The organism is Pseudomonas sp. PS1(2021) (genome assembly GCF_020405165.1).
GTDB classification, from domain to species: domain Bacteria; phylum Pseudomonadota; class Gammaproteobacteria; order Pseudomonadales; family Pseudomonadaceae; genus Pseudomonas; species Pseudomonas aeruginosa.
Window position 1 is genome coordinate 7,103,898 of sequence record NZ_CP084484.1, and the last position, 15,568, is coordinate 7,119,465.

The 15,568-nt window shown below is 66.8% G+C and carries 15 protein-coding genes; 2 read left to right on the plus strand and 13 right to left on the minus strand.

All coding sequences use genetic code 11. The annotated features are described in order from the left end of the window. Positions 1–76 precede the first annotated feature (76 nt). Positions 77–964: a polyprenyl synthetase family protein gene (locus LE197_RS33665; protein ID WP_003093289.1), complete on the minus strand. Its 888-nt coding sequence runs from the start codon at positions 962–964 to the stop codon at positions 77–79. Continuing rightward, positions 961–1,203, minus strand: a complete 243-nt coding sequence (locus LE197_RS33670; protein WP_003093283.1) for an exodeoxyribonuclease VII small subunit — start codon at positions 1,201–1,203, stop codon at positions 961–963. The genes LE197_RS33665 and LE197_RS33670 overlap by 4 nt, the downstream gene beginning before the upstream one ends. Before the next feature lie 157 nt (positions 1,204–1,360). Here LE197_RS33670 and LE197_RS33675 point away from each other — a divergent pair, with 157 nt between their 5' ends. Beyond that, a complete protein-coding gene (locus LE197_RS33675) occupies positions 1,361–2,530 on the plus strand; it encodes a mandelate racemase/muconate lactonizing enzyme family protein (protein ID WP_003121961.1) in 1,170 nt (389 codons plus the stop codon). A 231-nt stretch (positions 2,531–2,761) separates the two neighbouring features. Here the strand turns inward: LE197_RS33675 and LE197_RS33680 are convergent, their stop codons facing one another. The 8 genes from LE197_RS33680 to mucE form a co-directional block, all read right to left on the minus strand. Then, positions 2,762–3,769: a DUF4340 domain-containing protein gene (locus LE197_RS33680; RefSeq protein ID WP_112302782.1), complete on the minus strand. Its 1,008-nt coding sequence runs from the start codon at positions 3,767–3,769 to the stop codon at positions 2,762–2,764. 1 nt (position 3,770) lies between these two features. Then, entirely contained in the window at positions 3,771–5,573 is a 1,803-nt protein-coding gene (locus LE197_RS33685; protein WP_048520790.1) for a GldG family protein, read from the minus strand. Between the two features lie 9 nt (positions 5,574–5,582). Beyond that, entirely contained in the window at positions 5,583–6,317 is a 735-nt protein-coding gene (locus tag LE197_RS33690; protein WP_003093267.1) for an ABC transporter permease, read from the minus strand. Next, positions 6,314–7,240: an ABC transporter ATP-binding protein gene (locus tag LE197_RS33695; RefSeq protein ID WP_003137646.1), complete on the minus strand. Its 927-nt coding sequence runs from the start codon at positions 7,238–7,240 to the stop codon at positions 6,314–6,316. The genes LE197_RS33690 and LE197_RS33695 overlap by 4 nt, the downstream gene beginning before the upstream one ends. A 404-nt stretch (positions 7,241–7,644) precedes the next feature. After that, complete coding sequence (locus LE197_RS33700; protein ID WP_023102854.1) at positions 7,645–9,945, minus strand: CHASE2 domain-containing protein; 2,301 nt, start codon at positions 9,943–9,945, stop codon at positions 7,645–7,647. Positions 9,946–9,963: 18 nt separating this feature from the next. Continuing rightward, positions 9,964–10,965, minus strand: coding sequence for a FecR domain-containing protein (locus tag LE197_RS33705; protein ID WP_003110517.1), 1,002 nt, complete (start codon positions 10,963–10,965; stop codon positions 9,964–9,966). A gap of 165 nt (positions 10,966–11,130) precedes the next feature. Further along, positions 11,131–11,820, minus strand: coding sequence for an aquaporin Z (gene aqpZ, locus LE197_RS33710; protein WP_003102790.1), 690 nt, complete (start codon positions 11,818–11,820; stop codon positions 11,131–11,133). Positions 11,821–12,166: 346 nt separating this feature from the next. Next, positions 12,167–12,436: a mucoid induction factor MucE gene (mucE, locus tag LE197_RS33715; protein WP_003093256.1), complete on the minus strand. Its 270-nt coding sequence runs from the start codon at positions 12,434–12,436 to the stop codon at positions 12,167–12,169. Positions 12,437–12,630: 194 nt separating this feature from the next. On the opposite strand from mucE, the gene LE197_RS33720 reads away from it, so the two are divergent. Next, positions 12,631–13,347 (plus strand): response regulator transcription factor, encoded by a 717-nt coding sequence (locus LE197_RS33720; protein ID WP_003093250.1) that lies wholly within the window; start codon positions 12,631–12,633, stop codon positions 13,345–13,347. Between the two features lie 91 nt (positions 13,348–13,438). Here LE197_RS33720 and ppa read toward each other — a convergent pair whose 3' ends face one another. The 3 genes from ppa to LE197_RS33735 form a co-directional block, all read right to left on the minus strand. Further along, complete coding sequence (ppa, locus tag LE197_RS33725; RefSeq protein WP_003093248.1) at positions 13,439–13,966, minus strand: inorganic diphosphatase; 528 nt, start codon at positions 13,964–13,966, stop codon at positions 13,439–13,441. Between the two features lie 79 nt (positions 13,967–14,045). Continuing rightward, the gene (locus tag LE197_RS33730; RefSeq protein ID WP_003093244.1) at positions 14,046–14,876 is read right to left on the minus strand and encodes a zinc-dependent peptidase; all 831 of its coding nucleotides are present in this window, start codon (positions 14,874–14,876) and stop codon (positions 14,046–14,048) included. Between the two features lie 2 nt (positions 14,877–14,878). Next, entirely contained in the window at positions 14,879–15,544 is a 666-nt protein-coding gene (locus LE197_RS33735; RefSeq protein WP_003093241.1) for a DedA family protein, read from the minus strand. Positions 15,545–15,568 lie beyond the last annotated feature (24 nt).

The following is a 15,568-nucleotide window of genomic DNA, read 5'->3' on the forward strand; positions in this document are numbered from 1 at the left end:
CAGTTTACCTGATGCACCGGCCGCGCCCAAGCAAGGGAGCCCCTACCTTTGCCGGGGACTTCCGACGACCCGTCGGTCAGTTGCGTCGCTCGACGATGTAGCGGGCCAGTTGGCGCAGCGGGTCGGCGCTCGGCGGAAAACCGTCGAGGGCGGCCAGGGCCAGGTCGCGCAGCTCCAGGGCATAGCCTTTGGCGGCCTCCAGGCCGAGCAGGGCGGGATAGGTCGGCTTGTTGTGCGCCTGGTCCTTGCCCTGGGTCTTGCCGAGGGTGGCGGTGTCGCTTTCCACGTCGAGGATGTCGTCCTGCACCTGGAAGGCCAGGCCGATCGCTTCGGCGTAGCGCTCCAGGGCGGCCAGCGCGGCGGGCTCGGCGCGACCGCTGGCGAGGGCGCCGAGGCGCACGCTGGCTTCGATCAGCGCGCCGGTCTTGTGCCGGTGCATGACTTCCAGAGCCGCCTGGTCGAGGGCCACGCCGACCGAGCCGAGGTCGATCGCCTGGCCGCCGACCATGCCGGCGGAGCCTGCGGCGCGCGCCAGGCGGGTGAGCATTTCCAGACAGACGGCATGTTCCTGCGGATTGCGCCGGGTGTCGGCGAGCACTTCGAAGGCCAGCGCCTGCAAGCCGTCGGCGGCGAGGATCGCGGTGGCTTCGTCGAAGGCCCGGTGGGTGGTCGGCTGGCCACGGCGCAGGTCGTCGTCGTCCATCGCCGGCAGGTCGTCGTGGACCAGCGAGTAGGCATGGATCAGCTCCACCGCGCAGGCCGCGGCGTCGGCGCGCTGCGGCGCTCCGCCGAGGGCCTCGCAGGCGGCGTAGGCGAGCAGCGGGCGAACCCGCTTGCCACCGTTCATCACGCTGTAGCGCATGGCCTCGTAGAGGCGTTGCAGTTCTTCGCGGGGAGCGACGAACAGGGCGTCCAGGGCGGCATCGACGCGCGCCTGGCAGCGCGCCTGGTAGGCCGCGATCATGCCTCGTCGCCTTCCGCATCGAACGGCGCTTCGCTGAGCTCGCCGTCGCGTTCGAGGAGGATCTGTACCTTCTGTTCGGCCTGGCTCAGCGACGTCTGGCATTCGCGGGTCAGGCGGATGCCCTGCTCGAAGGCGCCCAGCGACTCTTCCAGCGACAGCTCGCCGCTTTCCAGGCGTTCCACCAGGGTTTGCAGCTCGGTGAGGGACTGTTCGAAATCGAGGGTTTTCTTGCGGGCCATCGGGGGAGTCTCGGCGAGGTGTACAAAACCCCGCGACACTAGCAGAGGGGCGGGGGCCGGGCAAATCGGCGGAAGGTCGCTACGACCGATCGGGACGACCATGGCGGCGGCCTTGGCTAAGGTGGAGAGAGGTCCAGCGAGGAGGAGCCGACAGGCGATGCGCATCCAGGAGGTCCGGGAACGCAGTATTCCCCTTTCCCGTTACGCCGGCGTGGCGGCTGCCACCGGTGGTTTGAGCACCAGCCTGGTGGCGGTGCTCACCGATACCGTGCGCGACGGTCGGCGTGTGGTCGGCTACGGCCACGCCTCGGTAGGGCGCTACGCCCAGGGCGGGCTGATCCGCGAGCGTTTCGCCCCGCGCCTGCTGGGGGCTCCGGCGGACAGCCTGGCGAGCGACGACGGCAGTGGCATCGATCCGTTGCGTGCCTGGGACCTGATGATGCGCGACGAGAAGCCCGGCGGCCACGGCGAACGCTGCGTCGCGGTGGGCGCCCTGGACATGGCGCTGTGGGATGCCGCGGCCAAGGCCGCCGGCCTGCCGCTGCATCGCTTCCTGGCGCGACGCCTGGGGCTGGCGGAAGACTATCCGCAGCGCGTACCGGTCTACGCCGGCGGCGGCTACCCCTATCCGCACGACGACCTGGGACGCCTGGAAGAGGAACTGCGGCGCTTCGTCGATCTCGGCTACACCCACGCCAAGATCAAGATCGGCGCGGCCGGGCTGGACCAGGACCGGCGCCGTATCGACAGGGCGCTGCGGGTTCTCGGCGACGCTTCGCGGCTGGCGGTCGACGCGATGAACCGCTACGACGCGGAGGGCGCGGTCGACGCAGCGAAAGCCCTGGCGCCGCTGGGGTTGTGGTGGTTCGAGGACATCTGCGACCCCCACGATTTCCCTACCCAGGCCGAAGTGGCGGATATCTATCCGGGGCCCATCGGTGCCGGCGAGGCCTTGTTCTCCCTGGCCGAGGCTCGCTTGCTGGATCTCTATGGCGGCTTGCGGCGGGAGCGCGACGTGCTGGTGTTCGACCCCGTGCATTGCTATGGCCTGCCGGGCTACCTGGCGATACTCGACCACCTGTGCGCCCGGGGTTGGCCGCGCGCGGCCTTCCGCCCGCACGCCGGCTACCTGTTCAGCCTGCACCTGGTGGCGGCCCTGCGCCTGGGTTGGGCCGAGGCTACGCCGTCGGCTTTCCGGCCATTCGACGATTTCGCCGGTGCCCTGCCGTTTTCCTCGGGATTGGCGGGATTGCCACAATCGCCTGGTATCGGCTTCGAGCGCCAGGCGACACTTGCCGGGCTGTTCCGCAAGCTTCTGGAGGCCTAGAGAACGGTGATTGGCTGGGGTTGTGCGGAGGCATTAAAAAAGCCGGCTTGTGGCTGGCTTTTCTGGGGTGGGGTTGGCTTACTTCTGATAAGCCGCGCCTGCCTTAGGAATTCTGCATCGACGAGCCGAGGGCTCGTGAAGGAGGCGCTACTCTAGCAAACTCGGCCGGTCCTGCCCAGCATCCCGCGGGGCTCTATTTCGCCGGCTGCGAGCGGCGCCTGGCGAGAGCGCTCAGCACTTGGGCGACGAGGGCTTGGCCGGCTTGCTTTTCTTCACCGGCGACGCCTTGGGTAGCTGGGGCGCGGGAGCGGTATCCGGACTCAGACCCTCCACGCGGTAGCGCCAACCCTTGATGGCTGAGACCTGCCCGTCGGCGAAGCCCTTGCTGTCGGTCAGTTGCAACCAGTACTGGCGCTCCAGTTCCAGAAGCTGGCCCTGCAGCGTGCCGCCGGCGAAACTCTTGAGCGTGAAGGTCAGCAGCGGTTTTTGCCGCGAGGCCTTGGCCGGCGCGACCTCCAGCAGCCTGAGCGCAGCGAACAGGCGTGCGGCCTGCTCGGCTTCCGCCTCGCCCATCAACTGTGGCCTGGATGGGAACTGTCGCAGGCGGATGCCATCGTCCTTTTCGCTGGCTCGGGAAATGTTCAGCCGTACACCGTTGCCATAGGACAGGGTCAGCTCGCGCAACTGTTCGAATGGCAGGTCGGTCAACCGAGGGTCGAGCAGGGCCAGGTCGTTGACCGGCAGGCCGACCGTTCGGTCGATCAGCCAGGCCCCCTCATCGTCGGCCTGCCTGACCAACTGCCCGCCCTGCGAGGTGCGCTTGCCCAGCAATAGGACCAGCGGCGGCGCGTCGCCGCGCTCCAGGGTGATCCGGCTGGCCTGGCCCTTGCCCTGGTCGGAGAGTCCCATGCGTTCGCGGTTTTCCGGCGAGGCGCTCTTTTCCTCCAGCAGGCGCGCGTCGGCCAGGCTGCGCAACAGCTGCCGGATGGTTTCCCCCGAGGCGGGATAGCCGTCCTTGCTGGCGAGCGTCCAGTCCTTGCCATCGCGCCTGGCGCGGATCGTCGGTTGGCCGGGGGTGGCGATGCACAGCGCGGTCACCTGGTGCGGTTTCAGCCCTGGCAGCCAGGCGCGGCTCGCAGGCGGTTGCGCGGGCGGTTGCTGCCGTTCGTGGAGCCAGCCCAAGGTTCCGGCGAACAGCGCCAGGGCGAGAGCGAGTCCCGCTATGCTACCCAGGCGCATGTCAGCCCCTCCTCCGGCGCATGCTGCGCCAGCTCCAATGCAGCAGGAGGAGCAGGGTGAGGAGCGCCGGCAGCAGGACCGTATTGGCCAGTTTCACCTGTTCCGCCAGGCGCTCGACATCGGCATTCAGCTGGAACTGCAATTGACGCAGTTGCTGGCGGATGCGCAATTTGTCATCGATGAAGCGGCGCAGCGTCGCTTCCATTTCCGGAGTCACCTCCTGGTCGCCGGCGTCCATCGATTGCTGCAAGGTGCGCAGGTTCTTGTCGGTGTCGTTGAGGCTCTGCTGCAGCGCGTTGAGCTGTTCCTGGGCGCGCATCCCGGCTTCGCGTCGGAGCGCTTCCACGCGGGTGAACGGGCGCTTCGTATGGCCTCGCGAGCGTAGGTCGATCAGCGCGTCCGAACCGGAGAGATAGTCGAGGGCATTGCCGACGAACAGGTCGTTGTCCGCCCATACCTGCGGCTCGTTGTGGCCGGGCTGTTCCTGGAGCCAGAGCGGATTGCTCAGCAGGTCCGTATCGGCGACCAACAGCACATGGATGTTCGCGCTGTCGCTCAGGCCTTCGCCTTGCTTCCCGCGGTCCGCGGGGAAGGCACTCGTCGCCGGCCCCTCGACCTTGGCGGCCAGCACGTAGTGTTCTCCGGTCGGGACCAGGGTGGCGTTGAGCTGCTCCGTCGAGGATTGGCGGAAGCGCTCCAGCGACAGCGGCATGCTGTGCGCCGAGCTGTGCAGCAACGGAATGAAGCGCGTCGAGGCTCCGCCGAGAGGTTCGAGCAGGCCGACGCTGGCGAGGTTGAGGCTTTCCAGGCCGGTGGTCAGCACGTTGTCGTGGGGGAACGTGTCGCCGGGGAGGTGCAGCCAGGTCGGATTGCGCTCCGGGCGACGTTCGGCGTTGGGCTTGATCATGGCGAACGAGGCATCCGCCAGCAGGGTATCCGGCCGCAACTGGACGCCCCAGGAACGCAGCAACGGGGCCAGGTCGGAGCTTTTCCCGCCGTCTGCATCGGCGAGACTCAGAGGGTCGACGAAGGCCAGCAGCTTGCCGCCGCGCAGGACGAACTGGTCGATGGCGTATTGGGTCTGTTCGGACAATTGCCTGGGGTGCACCAGCATCAACACCGAGACTTCGGCGGGGATTTCCGTCGAAGCGAGCCCCAGGGTGCGGATGTCGAACTGTTGGTAGAGCTTGTCCATCACCGCCCAGGGCCTGCTGCCCGGCTGCCCGTCGGTGGGCGCCTGCCCGGCCATCGGCAGCGAGCTCATCAGGCCGACTACCGTGCGTTCCCGCTGTGCGAGTGCCTGGACCAGGCGGCTGAGATCGTATTCCAGAAGCGGCTCTTCTTCCGGCGAGAAGAACGGGATCACCTGGAGGCCGTCGGTCGGGTTGGTGGCCGCCAGGCCAAAGTAGATGGCTTCGCCATTCGGGCCGATGGGCGGCGCCTGCAGGCCGAAGCGCGCGGCACGGTCCTCGTCGTCGGAGAATGGCAGGGGATCGATCACGAACAATCGGACATTGCCATGGCTCCGCCGTGCATAGAGGTCCAGCACTTCCTCGACGCGGCGGGCGTAGTTGCGCAGGGCGGGCAGGTCACTGGCGCGGCTTTTCGAAAAGAACAGGTAGAGGTTGAGCGGTTCGTCGAGACTGTCGAGGACTTCCTGGGTGCCGGCGCTGAAGGTGTAGAGCTTCTGCTGGGTGAGGTCGAACTGCTGGTCGCGCAGCAGCAGGCTGGACAGCAGGTTGAAAGCGAGGAACAGCAGGCCGACCAGCAGCAGGCCGACGCCCGAGTACAGGGTTCGTTTCATGGATGTTTCCTACGCTGCCTTTTTCAGGTCGATGACGATGGTGGTGGCGACCAGCCAGGCGACGATCAGGCTGCAGAAGTAGGCCAGGTCGCGGACGTCGAGCACGCCCCGGCCGAGCGCCTCGAAACGGACCAGCACGCTCAGCGAGGCAATGCCGTCCAGCAGCCATTGCGGAAGCCAGCCGGAGAGCGCCTGTTGTACGTGGGGAGTGCCGGCGCCGACGAACAGCAGGCAGACGAGAACGGTCAGGGCAAAGGCGATGATCTGGTTCTTCGCCAGCGCCGACATGCAGGATCCGATGGCCAGGTAGCCGCCGGACAGCAGCCAGCCGGCCAGGTAGCCGGCGATGATCGCGCCGTTGTCGGGCGAGCCGAGGTAGTTCACCGTCAGCGGCATCGGGAAGGTCAGCAGCAACGCCAGCCCGGCGCAGAACCAGGCCGCCAGGAACTTGCCGGTGACCAGGGTGGCGCGGGAGACGGGCAGGGTCATCAGCATCTCGATGGAGCCGGACTTGCGCTCCTCGGCCCACAGGCGCATGGCCAGCGCGGGGATCAGCAGGAGGTAGAGCCAGGGCAGGCTGGAAAAGAACGGCGCCAGGTCGGCCTGGCCGCGCTCGAAGAAGTCGCCCAGGTAGAAGGTGGCCACGCCAGAGAGGACGAGGAAGATCAGGGTGAACACATAGGCGAGCGGCGTGGCGAAATAGCTGCCCAGCTCGCGTCTAAAAATGGTGCCGATGGCGGTCATGCGGGGGTTTCTCGGGTCAGTTGGCGGAACACTTCTTCCAGTTGGCCGTGTTCGGTACGCACCCCGGATACCCGCCAGCCGCTGCCGTGGATCAGGCGGTTGAGCGCGGGAAGGATCTGCGCGCCGGGGCGGGCCAGGATGGTCAGGGTGCCGGCCCGGTCGGGGCATCCTTCTATACCGGCGACGCCGGGGAGCATGGCGATGGCCAGCGGGTCTACCGGTGCTTCGATGCTGAGGCTGACGGCATGGTGGTAGCGGCTGCGGGTCCTGAGTTCGCCCGGGGTGTTGTCGGCCAGCAAGCGGCCGCCGTTGATCACCAGGGCGCGGCTGCACATGAACGAGACTTCCTCGAGGATGTGCGTGGAAATCACCACGATCTTGCTTTCCGAGAGGTTCTTCACCAGTTGCCGGACCTGGTGCTTCTGGTTCGGGTCGAGGCCGTCGGTGGGCTCGTCGAGCAGGAGCAGCTCGGGATCGTGGAGGATCGCCTGGGCCAGCGCGACGCGACGCTTGAAGCCCTTGGACAGGGTTTCGATGATGCTCCTGCGCTCATCCCGCAGCTCCATGCAGTCCATGGCGCTGTCGATGCGCCGACGTTTTTCCCGTCCGCTGTAGTCGCGGATGGACGCGACGAAGGCGAGAAAGCCCTCGACCGTCATTTCTCCGTAGCTGGGAGCGTTCTCCGGCAGGTAGCCGATCAGCTTCTGCGCCTGGCGCGCCTTGTCCTGCATGTCGAAGCCGAAGATGCGTATGCTGCCGGCGCTCGGCGCGAGGAAGCCGGAAAGCATCTTCAGGGTGGTCGACTTGCCCGCTCCGTTTGGGCCGAGGAGACCGACGATCTCTCCCCGGTCGATGCGGAAGCTCAAGTCGTTTACCACCGTCCGGCCGGAAAAGCGTTTGCTCAGTCTGTCTATGTCGATCATGGTTTCACTGGAAGTTGAGCCGTTTGCTGTTATGCGTAGGGGATCGCATGAGCGCGGTAGATTACCGGGAGTTATTGGCTGGTTTTTCCAGTGGGCTCTTTTTGAGATTAGTTACTTATATTGTTGGGAAACTTCCTACGAACTATCGTTAAAAGATGGAAGTTATTGAGACTTCCAGGGCAGCCCTGTAGCTGGCGCAGCGCCTTGGTTCCGCTGTGGGAACGCGGCCATGTCGCGCTCGCTGGTGCCTATGTTGGGGACGAGTCGATTCCCCCTGCGGAGTTTCACGAGGGAAGGCAGTTGCCGTTTCGACAGACGGGAAGCGGAATAGCCCGGCCGCCTGGATCTTCCGAACTTCGAGACCAATGCAAGTTGGAGGAAGACCCGACTTCCGCCAGTAGCGGTTATTCCTCGCCTTTCAGCAGCGGAAGGCGAATCTCGAAAGTGGTGCCCTGGCCAACCTGGCTCTGGCAACCGATCCTGCCGCCGTGCCGGTCGATCACCGTCTTGACCATGGCCAGCCCCAGGCCCAGGCCGGCGCTGCCCTCGGCGGAAGCGAAGCGCTGGTACTGGCTGAACAGGCGCGGTAGTTCGGCGGCCGCGATACCTTTGCCCTGATCGACGATCCGGCAGCTCAGCCAGTCGCCTTCGAGGCGGATGCTCAGGCTGACGACGGTCCCCGCCGGGCTGTACTTGACCGCATTCTCCAGCAGGTTGAACAGCGCGCGCGTGAGCAGGCCGGGGTCGGCCCAGACCATCGGTTCCTGCTCGTCGTCCCAGTCGCGCCGCAGGTCGATGTCTTTCTGTTGCGCGAGGGGCCAGAGCTGGTCGGCGGCGTCCATCGCCAACATGGTGAACATGCACGCTTCGAAGCGGTAGGCGTCGGACTCGGCCTTGGCCAGTTGCACGAAGGCGTCGGTCAGGCCCAGGGCGCGACGGACCTGCTGCTCTATCTGTCGGTAGACCTGCTGGCCGGCTTCGTCCTCGGCGGGGCGGACGTCGAGCAGGGCGAGGATCGCCGAGTGCGGCGCGCGCAGGTCATGGGAGAGGAAGCGCAGGAGGGTGGCGCGCTGGCGCTCGGCATCGCGTTCGGCGCTCAGGTCGATCAGGCTCACCAGCCAGCCGATGGCGGTTTCGCTTTCGACCGGCAGCAGGCGCGCCAGGTCGAGGCGCAGGTCGCGTTCCCGGTGGTCGCGGAACTCGATGGCTTCCAGGGTTTCCAGCGTTGGGCGGGCGCCACCGGCGAGGCTCGGATGGCCGAGTCCGGCCAGGCGCTGGCGCAGTTCGGCGCCGCGCAGCTCGCCGCCGAACAGGTCGCGTGCCTTGCGGTTGGCCAGCAGGATCTGCCCCTGCGGGTCGCAGATCAGGGTCGCCACCGGCAGGCCTTCCAGGCCGTCGGCCATGAACCGCCGGCTGTCGCGGGTGCGGCTGACCGCCTGCTCCAGGGCGGCGATGCGGTTCTGCAATGGATCGTTGCCGGCGCGCGGGGGGCTGGCCCGCTCGGGCAGCACCTTGGGCTCGCGGTCGAGACGCGCCAGTTCCCAGCCGAAGTAGGCGAGCACCGCGTTCAGCCGGCGCCAGCTCCAGATCAGGTAGGCCAGCAGCAGGCCGACCAGGCTGGCCAGCGGCGACCACCACCAGCCGTTGAGCAGCAGCGCCCAGGAAAGACCCAGGGCCAGGGCCGCGCAGGCCAGGGTGAGGAGCAAGGCGTGGCGCGAGCGGAACAGCATCAGGCCGAGCAGCAGCGCTACGCTGGCGGCGGAGAGCAGGGCGGCGAGCCAGGGTTGCAGGTCGACGGCGGTGCGCTGCTGCAACAGGCCGTTGAGAATGTTGGCCTGGATCTCCACCCCCGGCGTGGTGCCGAGGCTGGCCGACAGCGGGGTGACATAGCGGTCGCCGAGGCCCGGCGCGGTGGCGCCGACCAGGACCAGGCGGTCGCGCAGCAGGCTGTCTGGCACCTCGCCGCGCAACACGCTGACGTAGGGCACGCTGGGGAAGCCCGCGTCGGCACCGATGAAGGGAATGCGGATGGCGTGGTCACGCTGCCAGCCGGGCAGGTTGCGCATGTCGTCGAGGCCGGGCATGGGCATGGCGCCGGCATCGGCGAATGCTTGCCAGGCGAGCAGCGGGCGCGGCTGGCCGAGCGGTCCTTCGCGCAGGTAGACGCTGCGCACCGTGCCGTCGCTGTCCGCTTCGACGTTGATATGCCCGATGCCGGCGGCGCAGCCGGCCAGCGGCGCGGTCGGCGGTATCTCCCGTGGCGGTTCGCCGTAGCGCGGCACGCTTTCGCGCAGCAGTGGCAGGAGGACGTTGCCGGCCCGGCACAGCGATCTTGCCAACTGGCGGTCGCTGTCCGGATTGGAGGAGGGTTCGCTGAAGATCACGTCGAGCAGTACGCTGCGTGCGCCGGCGGCGGCCAGGCGATCCAGCAGCTCGGCGTGGACGCTGCGCGGCCAGGGCCAGCGACCGAGGCTTTCCAGGCTACGGTCGTCGATGGCGACGACGAGGATGCGCGGATCGACGGCCAGCGGGGCGAGGTTGCGCAGGCGGTCGTAGAGCAGGTTGTTCAGCGGCAGGCCGCTGCTCAGCGAAAGCAGGGCGGTGAGCGGAAGGAGCAGCAGGCTGACCAGCAGCCATTCGCGCACCAGGCCGCGGAACAGCCGCTGCGCCTGGCTGGGCTCGTCCTGGCGGTCGAGCGCCTTCATCGGCGAGGCCCCGGCGCCCTATCGGGCACTGCCGCCTCGCGGGTAGTAGAGAATGTCGTATACGCTGGTCTCGCCCTCCAGTCCGTCGTTGTCGAAGGCCGAGAGGCGGACGTGGTAGAAGGCCGCCTTGAGTCCGCTGAAACTGACTTCCGGGGTGCTCGAGAAACGTTCCTGCTGGATGCGCAGGAAGTCCGGATCGCTGGCTACCTGGGCACGGTAGCGCTTGGCGCCGTGCAGCGGGGCAAGATAGAGCTTCCAAACCGGCGACTCGCCGTGCTCGCCGCCCTGGCCGCGCAATTGCGGGGCGGGTAGCAGGTCCACCGGCGTCAGCTTGCCCTGCGGCTTGACCTTCAGGCCGCGGCGGGCGTCGACCAGCACGTCCTCGTCCGGCTCGGCCTGCGCCGCCTTGCGGGCCGGGCGCCTGCCGTTGAGCGGCAGGTCGTCGCTGGTCAGCTCGCGGTTCACCGCGACGCGCCCGTCGAGCACTTCGGTCAGCGCCTGGCCGTCTTCGGTGCGGGCGCGGAAGTGGGTACCGCGCACGCCCAGTACGCCGACCGGGGTCAGCACCTGGAAGCGGTCGTGATCGCTCTTTCTCTTCAGGACATAGGACTCGACCTGCCCCGCGCGCAGGGCGATCTGCGGAATGCCGGTGTCCTCGTCGAGGTGCAGGGTGACTTCCGAACTGGAGGGCAGGACGATGCGGCTGCCGTCGCCGAGCAGCAGGCTGACGAAGGCGGTCGGAGAGGTCTTGACGCCTTCCAGTTCGTCGATGTCCATGCCTTCTTCCAGGGGCGTCTGGTTGCCCTTGGCGTCGAGCTTCCAGGCGTCGCCGGCGAGATAGAGCACGCTGGCGGGGAGCGGCTGGGGCAGGCACGTTTCGCCCTGCTCGATGAACGGCGGCCGTTTCGTCTTGGCCGGCGCGGCCGCGACGGAGCCGGCGAGCAGCGTCAACAGTCCGCCCAGCGCCAGGGCGGCGCAAGCCGGAAAGAGGGATCGGGAAGTAAGGGCGAGGGCTGTCATAGGCTTCACTGGGCGGCGGGTCAGGTATCGCTGGCGGTCCGGTCAGGCTGCAATCTGCCTGATCGGGCGCCGGTTTCGCAATCCTTGCAACGACATCGGGAGCCCGCAGGCTCCCTTGTCGTTTCCTCGGCCGCAGCGCCTGGCGGTTGGGCCAGGCGCTTCGGTTCAGTCGTTCTTGTCGCCGATCAGGCGATAGGCCAGGGCGCCGAGTACCGCACCGAGAATCGGCGCGACCCAGAACAGCCACAGCTGGGAAACCGCCCAGTCGCCGACGTACAGGGCGACCGCGGTGCTGCGCGCCGGGTTCACCGAGGTGTTGGTGACCGGGATGCTGATCAGGTGGATCAGGGTCAGGGTCAGGCCGATGGCGATCGGCGCGAAGCCCTGCGGCGCGCGCTTGGAGGTGGCGCCGAGGATGATCAGCAGGAACATGCCGGTAAGTACCACTTCGCTGACCAGCGCGGCTTGCAACGAGTAGCCGCCCGGCGAGTGTTCGCCGTAGCCGTTGGAGGCGAAGCCGGCGGCCAGGTCGAAGCCGGCCTTGCCGCTGGCGATCAGGTACAGCACGCCGCCGGCGGCGAGGCCACCGAGGACCTGGGCGACGACATAGGGCAGCAGTTGGCTGGCCGGGAAGCGCCCGCCGACCCACAGGCCTACCGATACCGCGGGGTTCAGGTGGGCGCCGGAGATCGGACCGATGGCATAGGCCATGGTCAGCACGCTGAGGCCGAACGCCAGGGCCACGCCGAGGTAGCCGATTCCCAGTTCCGGTACGCCGGCAGCGAGTACTGCGCTGCCGCAGCCGCCCAATACCAGCCAGAAGGTGCCGAAGAACTCTGCTCCGTATTGCTTCATGATGAGGTCCTTTTCAGATCCAGGATGGGACGCGGATCGAGGCGTCCGGATAGCGGGAGGGGATGATTCGAACAAGGAAGGGGAGATGACACATCCGTGTGTCGAAGCCAGCCCTGGGGGGATTGGCTCGGTTGCCTGGGGCGATCGTCCGTTACCGACCCCTGACTGTGGTTCGAGTGGTCTCGTTCCACGGCCCGCCGGAGCGGGTTTACACATCCCTGTGTCGGAGCAATCCATTTGCTCCTTGGCCTACTCAGCGGTTGGAAATCTACCAAGCGCGATTTGTCTGCTGTGAGATTTGCCATATTTCTTCAGATTCTTCCGCGCTATTTCAGATTCGTCGCGTTCAAAACACCCAGCGCAACTCGTCACGCACGCTGACGGCGCCGGACAGGCCGACGTTCCACATCTCGGCCCTGGCGCGGGCCGGGCCGTCGAGGCCGAGCGGAGTAGCGAAGGACGGGCTGGCGGTGCCCTGGCTGAACGACGGGGCCTGGACCGGGCCGGCCGGATGGCTTACCGATTCCAGGCCGAGGACCAGGGCAAGGCAGGAAAACTTGCCGAGGGCCTGCAGGTTGATGTCACGCAAACGTTGGCTAACTGGCCGGAAACCCATGGCTACGACTCCTTGATAGGTCAGGCTGGCGCTGGCTCGCGGGCTCTTCGTCCCGCTTAATGGCTATTTGGAATCAGGCTATCAAGGGCTGGTCGCGACCAGAGAGATTCGTCACAATTCTTCAGATTTGTACGTAATTCGCCGTTCCTGGAGCGAAAAAGGGGCGTTAGCCCGATTGAACAGGACCAGCTTTTATGCGTGTCGCGATACTGGACGACGAGTCGGCCGAACTGGACCGGGTCGAGCAGACCTTGCAGCAGATACCCGCGCAGGGCGAACAGGCCTGGACGGTGCACCGTTTCGCCCGTGGCGAGGACCTGCTCAAGCAGCTCAAGCGGGAAACCTTCGACCTGCTGATCCTCGACTGGCAGTTGCCGGACCTCAGCGGCCTGCAATTGCTGCGCTGGAGCCGCGAGCATCTGGATGCGCCGCCGCCGGCGATCATGCTGACCAGCCGTGACGCCGAACAGGACATCGTGCAGGCGTTGAACAGCGGCGCCGACGACTATGTCAGCAAGCCGTTCCGGCCCAACGAACTGAAGGCGCGGGTAGCCGCCGTGCTGCGTCGCCACGGGGGAACGCGTCCCGCGCAGCATGAGGTGCAGACTTTCAACGACCTCAGTTTCGACGATGCCGAGCTGACCGTGACCCGGGCCGGCGCGCCGATCAGCCTGACCGAACGCGAATACCGCCTGGCCCGCTGCCTGTTCGCCAACCTGGGACGGCCGTTGTCGCGGGAATATCTCTACGAGCGCTTCTGGCCCCACGAGGAAGTGTTGTCCTCGCGGCCGCTGGATACCCACATCTATCGCCTGCGCAACAAGCTTGGCCTGACCGCCGAGCGCGGTTGGCAGTTGCTGACCATCTACGGCTACGGATATCGGTTGGAGAGCGTGGCGACGGTCGACTGAGCGGAGCGGGGTGGCGAGACCGACCTTGGCGGTCGGCGAGGGAGAATGAAAAAGCCCCGCGGCTGCGGGGCTTCTTTTCGGCGAGGCGCGCTTACTTCTGGAACGCGGCCACGGCCTTGGTGATCTCGGCGCGGGCGGCGTCGGCGTTGCCCCAGCCTTCGACCTTGACCCACTTGCCTTTCTCGAGATCCTTGTAGTTCTCGAAGAAGTGCTTGATCTGTTCCAGCAGCAGGGCCGGCAGGTCGGTGTATTCCTTCACGTCCTTGTACAGGACGCTCAGCTTGTCGTGCGGCACGGCGATCAGCTTGGCGTCGCCGCCTGCCTCGTCGGTCATGTGCAGGACGCCAACCGGGCGCGCGCGGATCACCGAACCGGGAGCGACCGGATAGGGGGTCACCACCAGCACGTCCAGCGGGTCGCCGTCGTCGGCCAGAGTGTTCGGGATGAAGCCGTAGTTGGCCGGGTAGAACATCGGGGTGGCCATGAAACGGTCGACGAACAGGCAGTCGGTGTCCTTGTCGATCTCGTACTTGATCGGCGCATGGTTGGCCGGAATCTCGATAGCGACGTAGATGTCGTTCGGCAGGTCCTTGCCGGCCGGGATCTTGCTGTAGCTCATGGGTGACTCCAGAGGTTTCTGGCCAAAAAAGAGGCCGCGATTATAGGCATATTCGGTTGTCGATGCCATGTACCGGCATTCAGCCGTTAGTCGTGTCGCCCGCCGCCTCGCGGTAGTCCGGATGCTCGGCCTGCAGGCGGCGCAGGCGTTGCAGCGGGTCCTGGCGGTAGAACAACTGGAGCTGCCGGTATACCGCCGGATAGGCCTCGTGGAGGAGATCCGGGGCGGTGAAGAAATACTCGCTGGTAACGGCGAAGAACTCCGCCGGATCTTCCGCCGCATAGGGGTCGATGGCGGTCTGCGCGTCGGGGTCGCGGTCGAGCAGGGCGTTCATCTCGTCGTAGGCGGCCTGCATGGCGCTCGCCCAGTCGCCGATGCGCATGCCGGCGTGCAGCGGCGGCAGGCCGTTGGCGTCGCCGTTGAGCATGTCCAGCTTGTGCGCCAGTTCGTGGATCACCAGGTTGTAGGCATCCCAGCCACCCCCGCCGACGACGCCGGGCCAGGCCAGGACCACCGGCCCTTGCAGGGACGTCTCGCCGCTGCGTTCGTCGTCGAACTCATGGACTACGCCGCTGGCGTCGCGGTGTTTCTGCGGGCTGACGAAATCGTCGGGATACAGCACCAGTTCGTGGAAGCCCTGGTACCAGTTCAGCTCCGGCAGGTGCAACAGCGGCAGTTGCGCCTGCGCCGCCAGCAGCAGGCGGCCGAAGTCGTCGAGATCGACGCCGGCGAGTGCGGTCAGGTGCTTGTCGGCGAGAAACAGCACGGCCCGCTCGCGCAGGCGGCGGTCCTCGTCGGCGTCCAGGCCGTCGAGGATCGGCAGGTGCCGGCGTACCCGCTGCCAGAGCTCTTCGGCCACCGGGTGGCGTGCCAGCAGGCGCCGGCGCCGCCAGGCGCGGAACGACCACATGCTCAGTCGCTCTGGGCCTTGGCCTGTTTGGCGGCGCTCGCCTGCAGGCGATGGCGAATGAAGCCGAGGATCATCGGCAGCAGCGACAGCAGGATGATGCCGATCACCAGCAGCGACAGGTTCTTCTTGATGAACGGCACGTTGCCGAAGAAGTAGCCCAGGGTCACCAGGCCGCCGACCCAGGCCACGGTGCCCACCACGCTGAACATGACGAAGCGCGGGTAGTGCATCTTCGCCATGCCGGCGACGAAGGGCGCGAAGGTCCGCACGATGGGCAGGAAACGCGCCAGGGTCACGGTCTTGCCGCCGTGGCGTTCGTAGAACTCATGGGTGCGGTCGAGGTAGTCGCGGCGGAATACCTTCGAGTCGGGGTTGCTGAACAGCCGCTTGCCGAGGGTCCGGCCGATCACGTAGTTGGTGCTGTCGCCGGTGATCGCCGCGACCATCAGCAGCCCGCCGAGCAGCCATGGGTCCATGCCGCCGGTGGCGCAGATGGCGCCGGCGATGAACAGCAGCGAGTCGCCGGGGAGGAACGGAGTCACCACCAGGCCGGTTTCACAGAAGATCACCAGGAACAGGATGGCGTAGATCCAGACGCCATAGTTGCTGACCAGCATGGCCAGGTAGGTATCCAGGTGGAGAATCAGATCGATTGGGTTGAAGTCCATTGAGCAACCTGCGGAGACAACGCG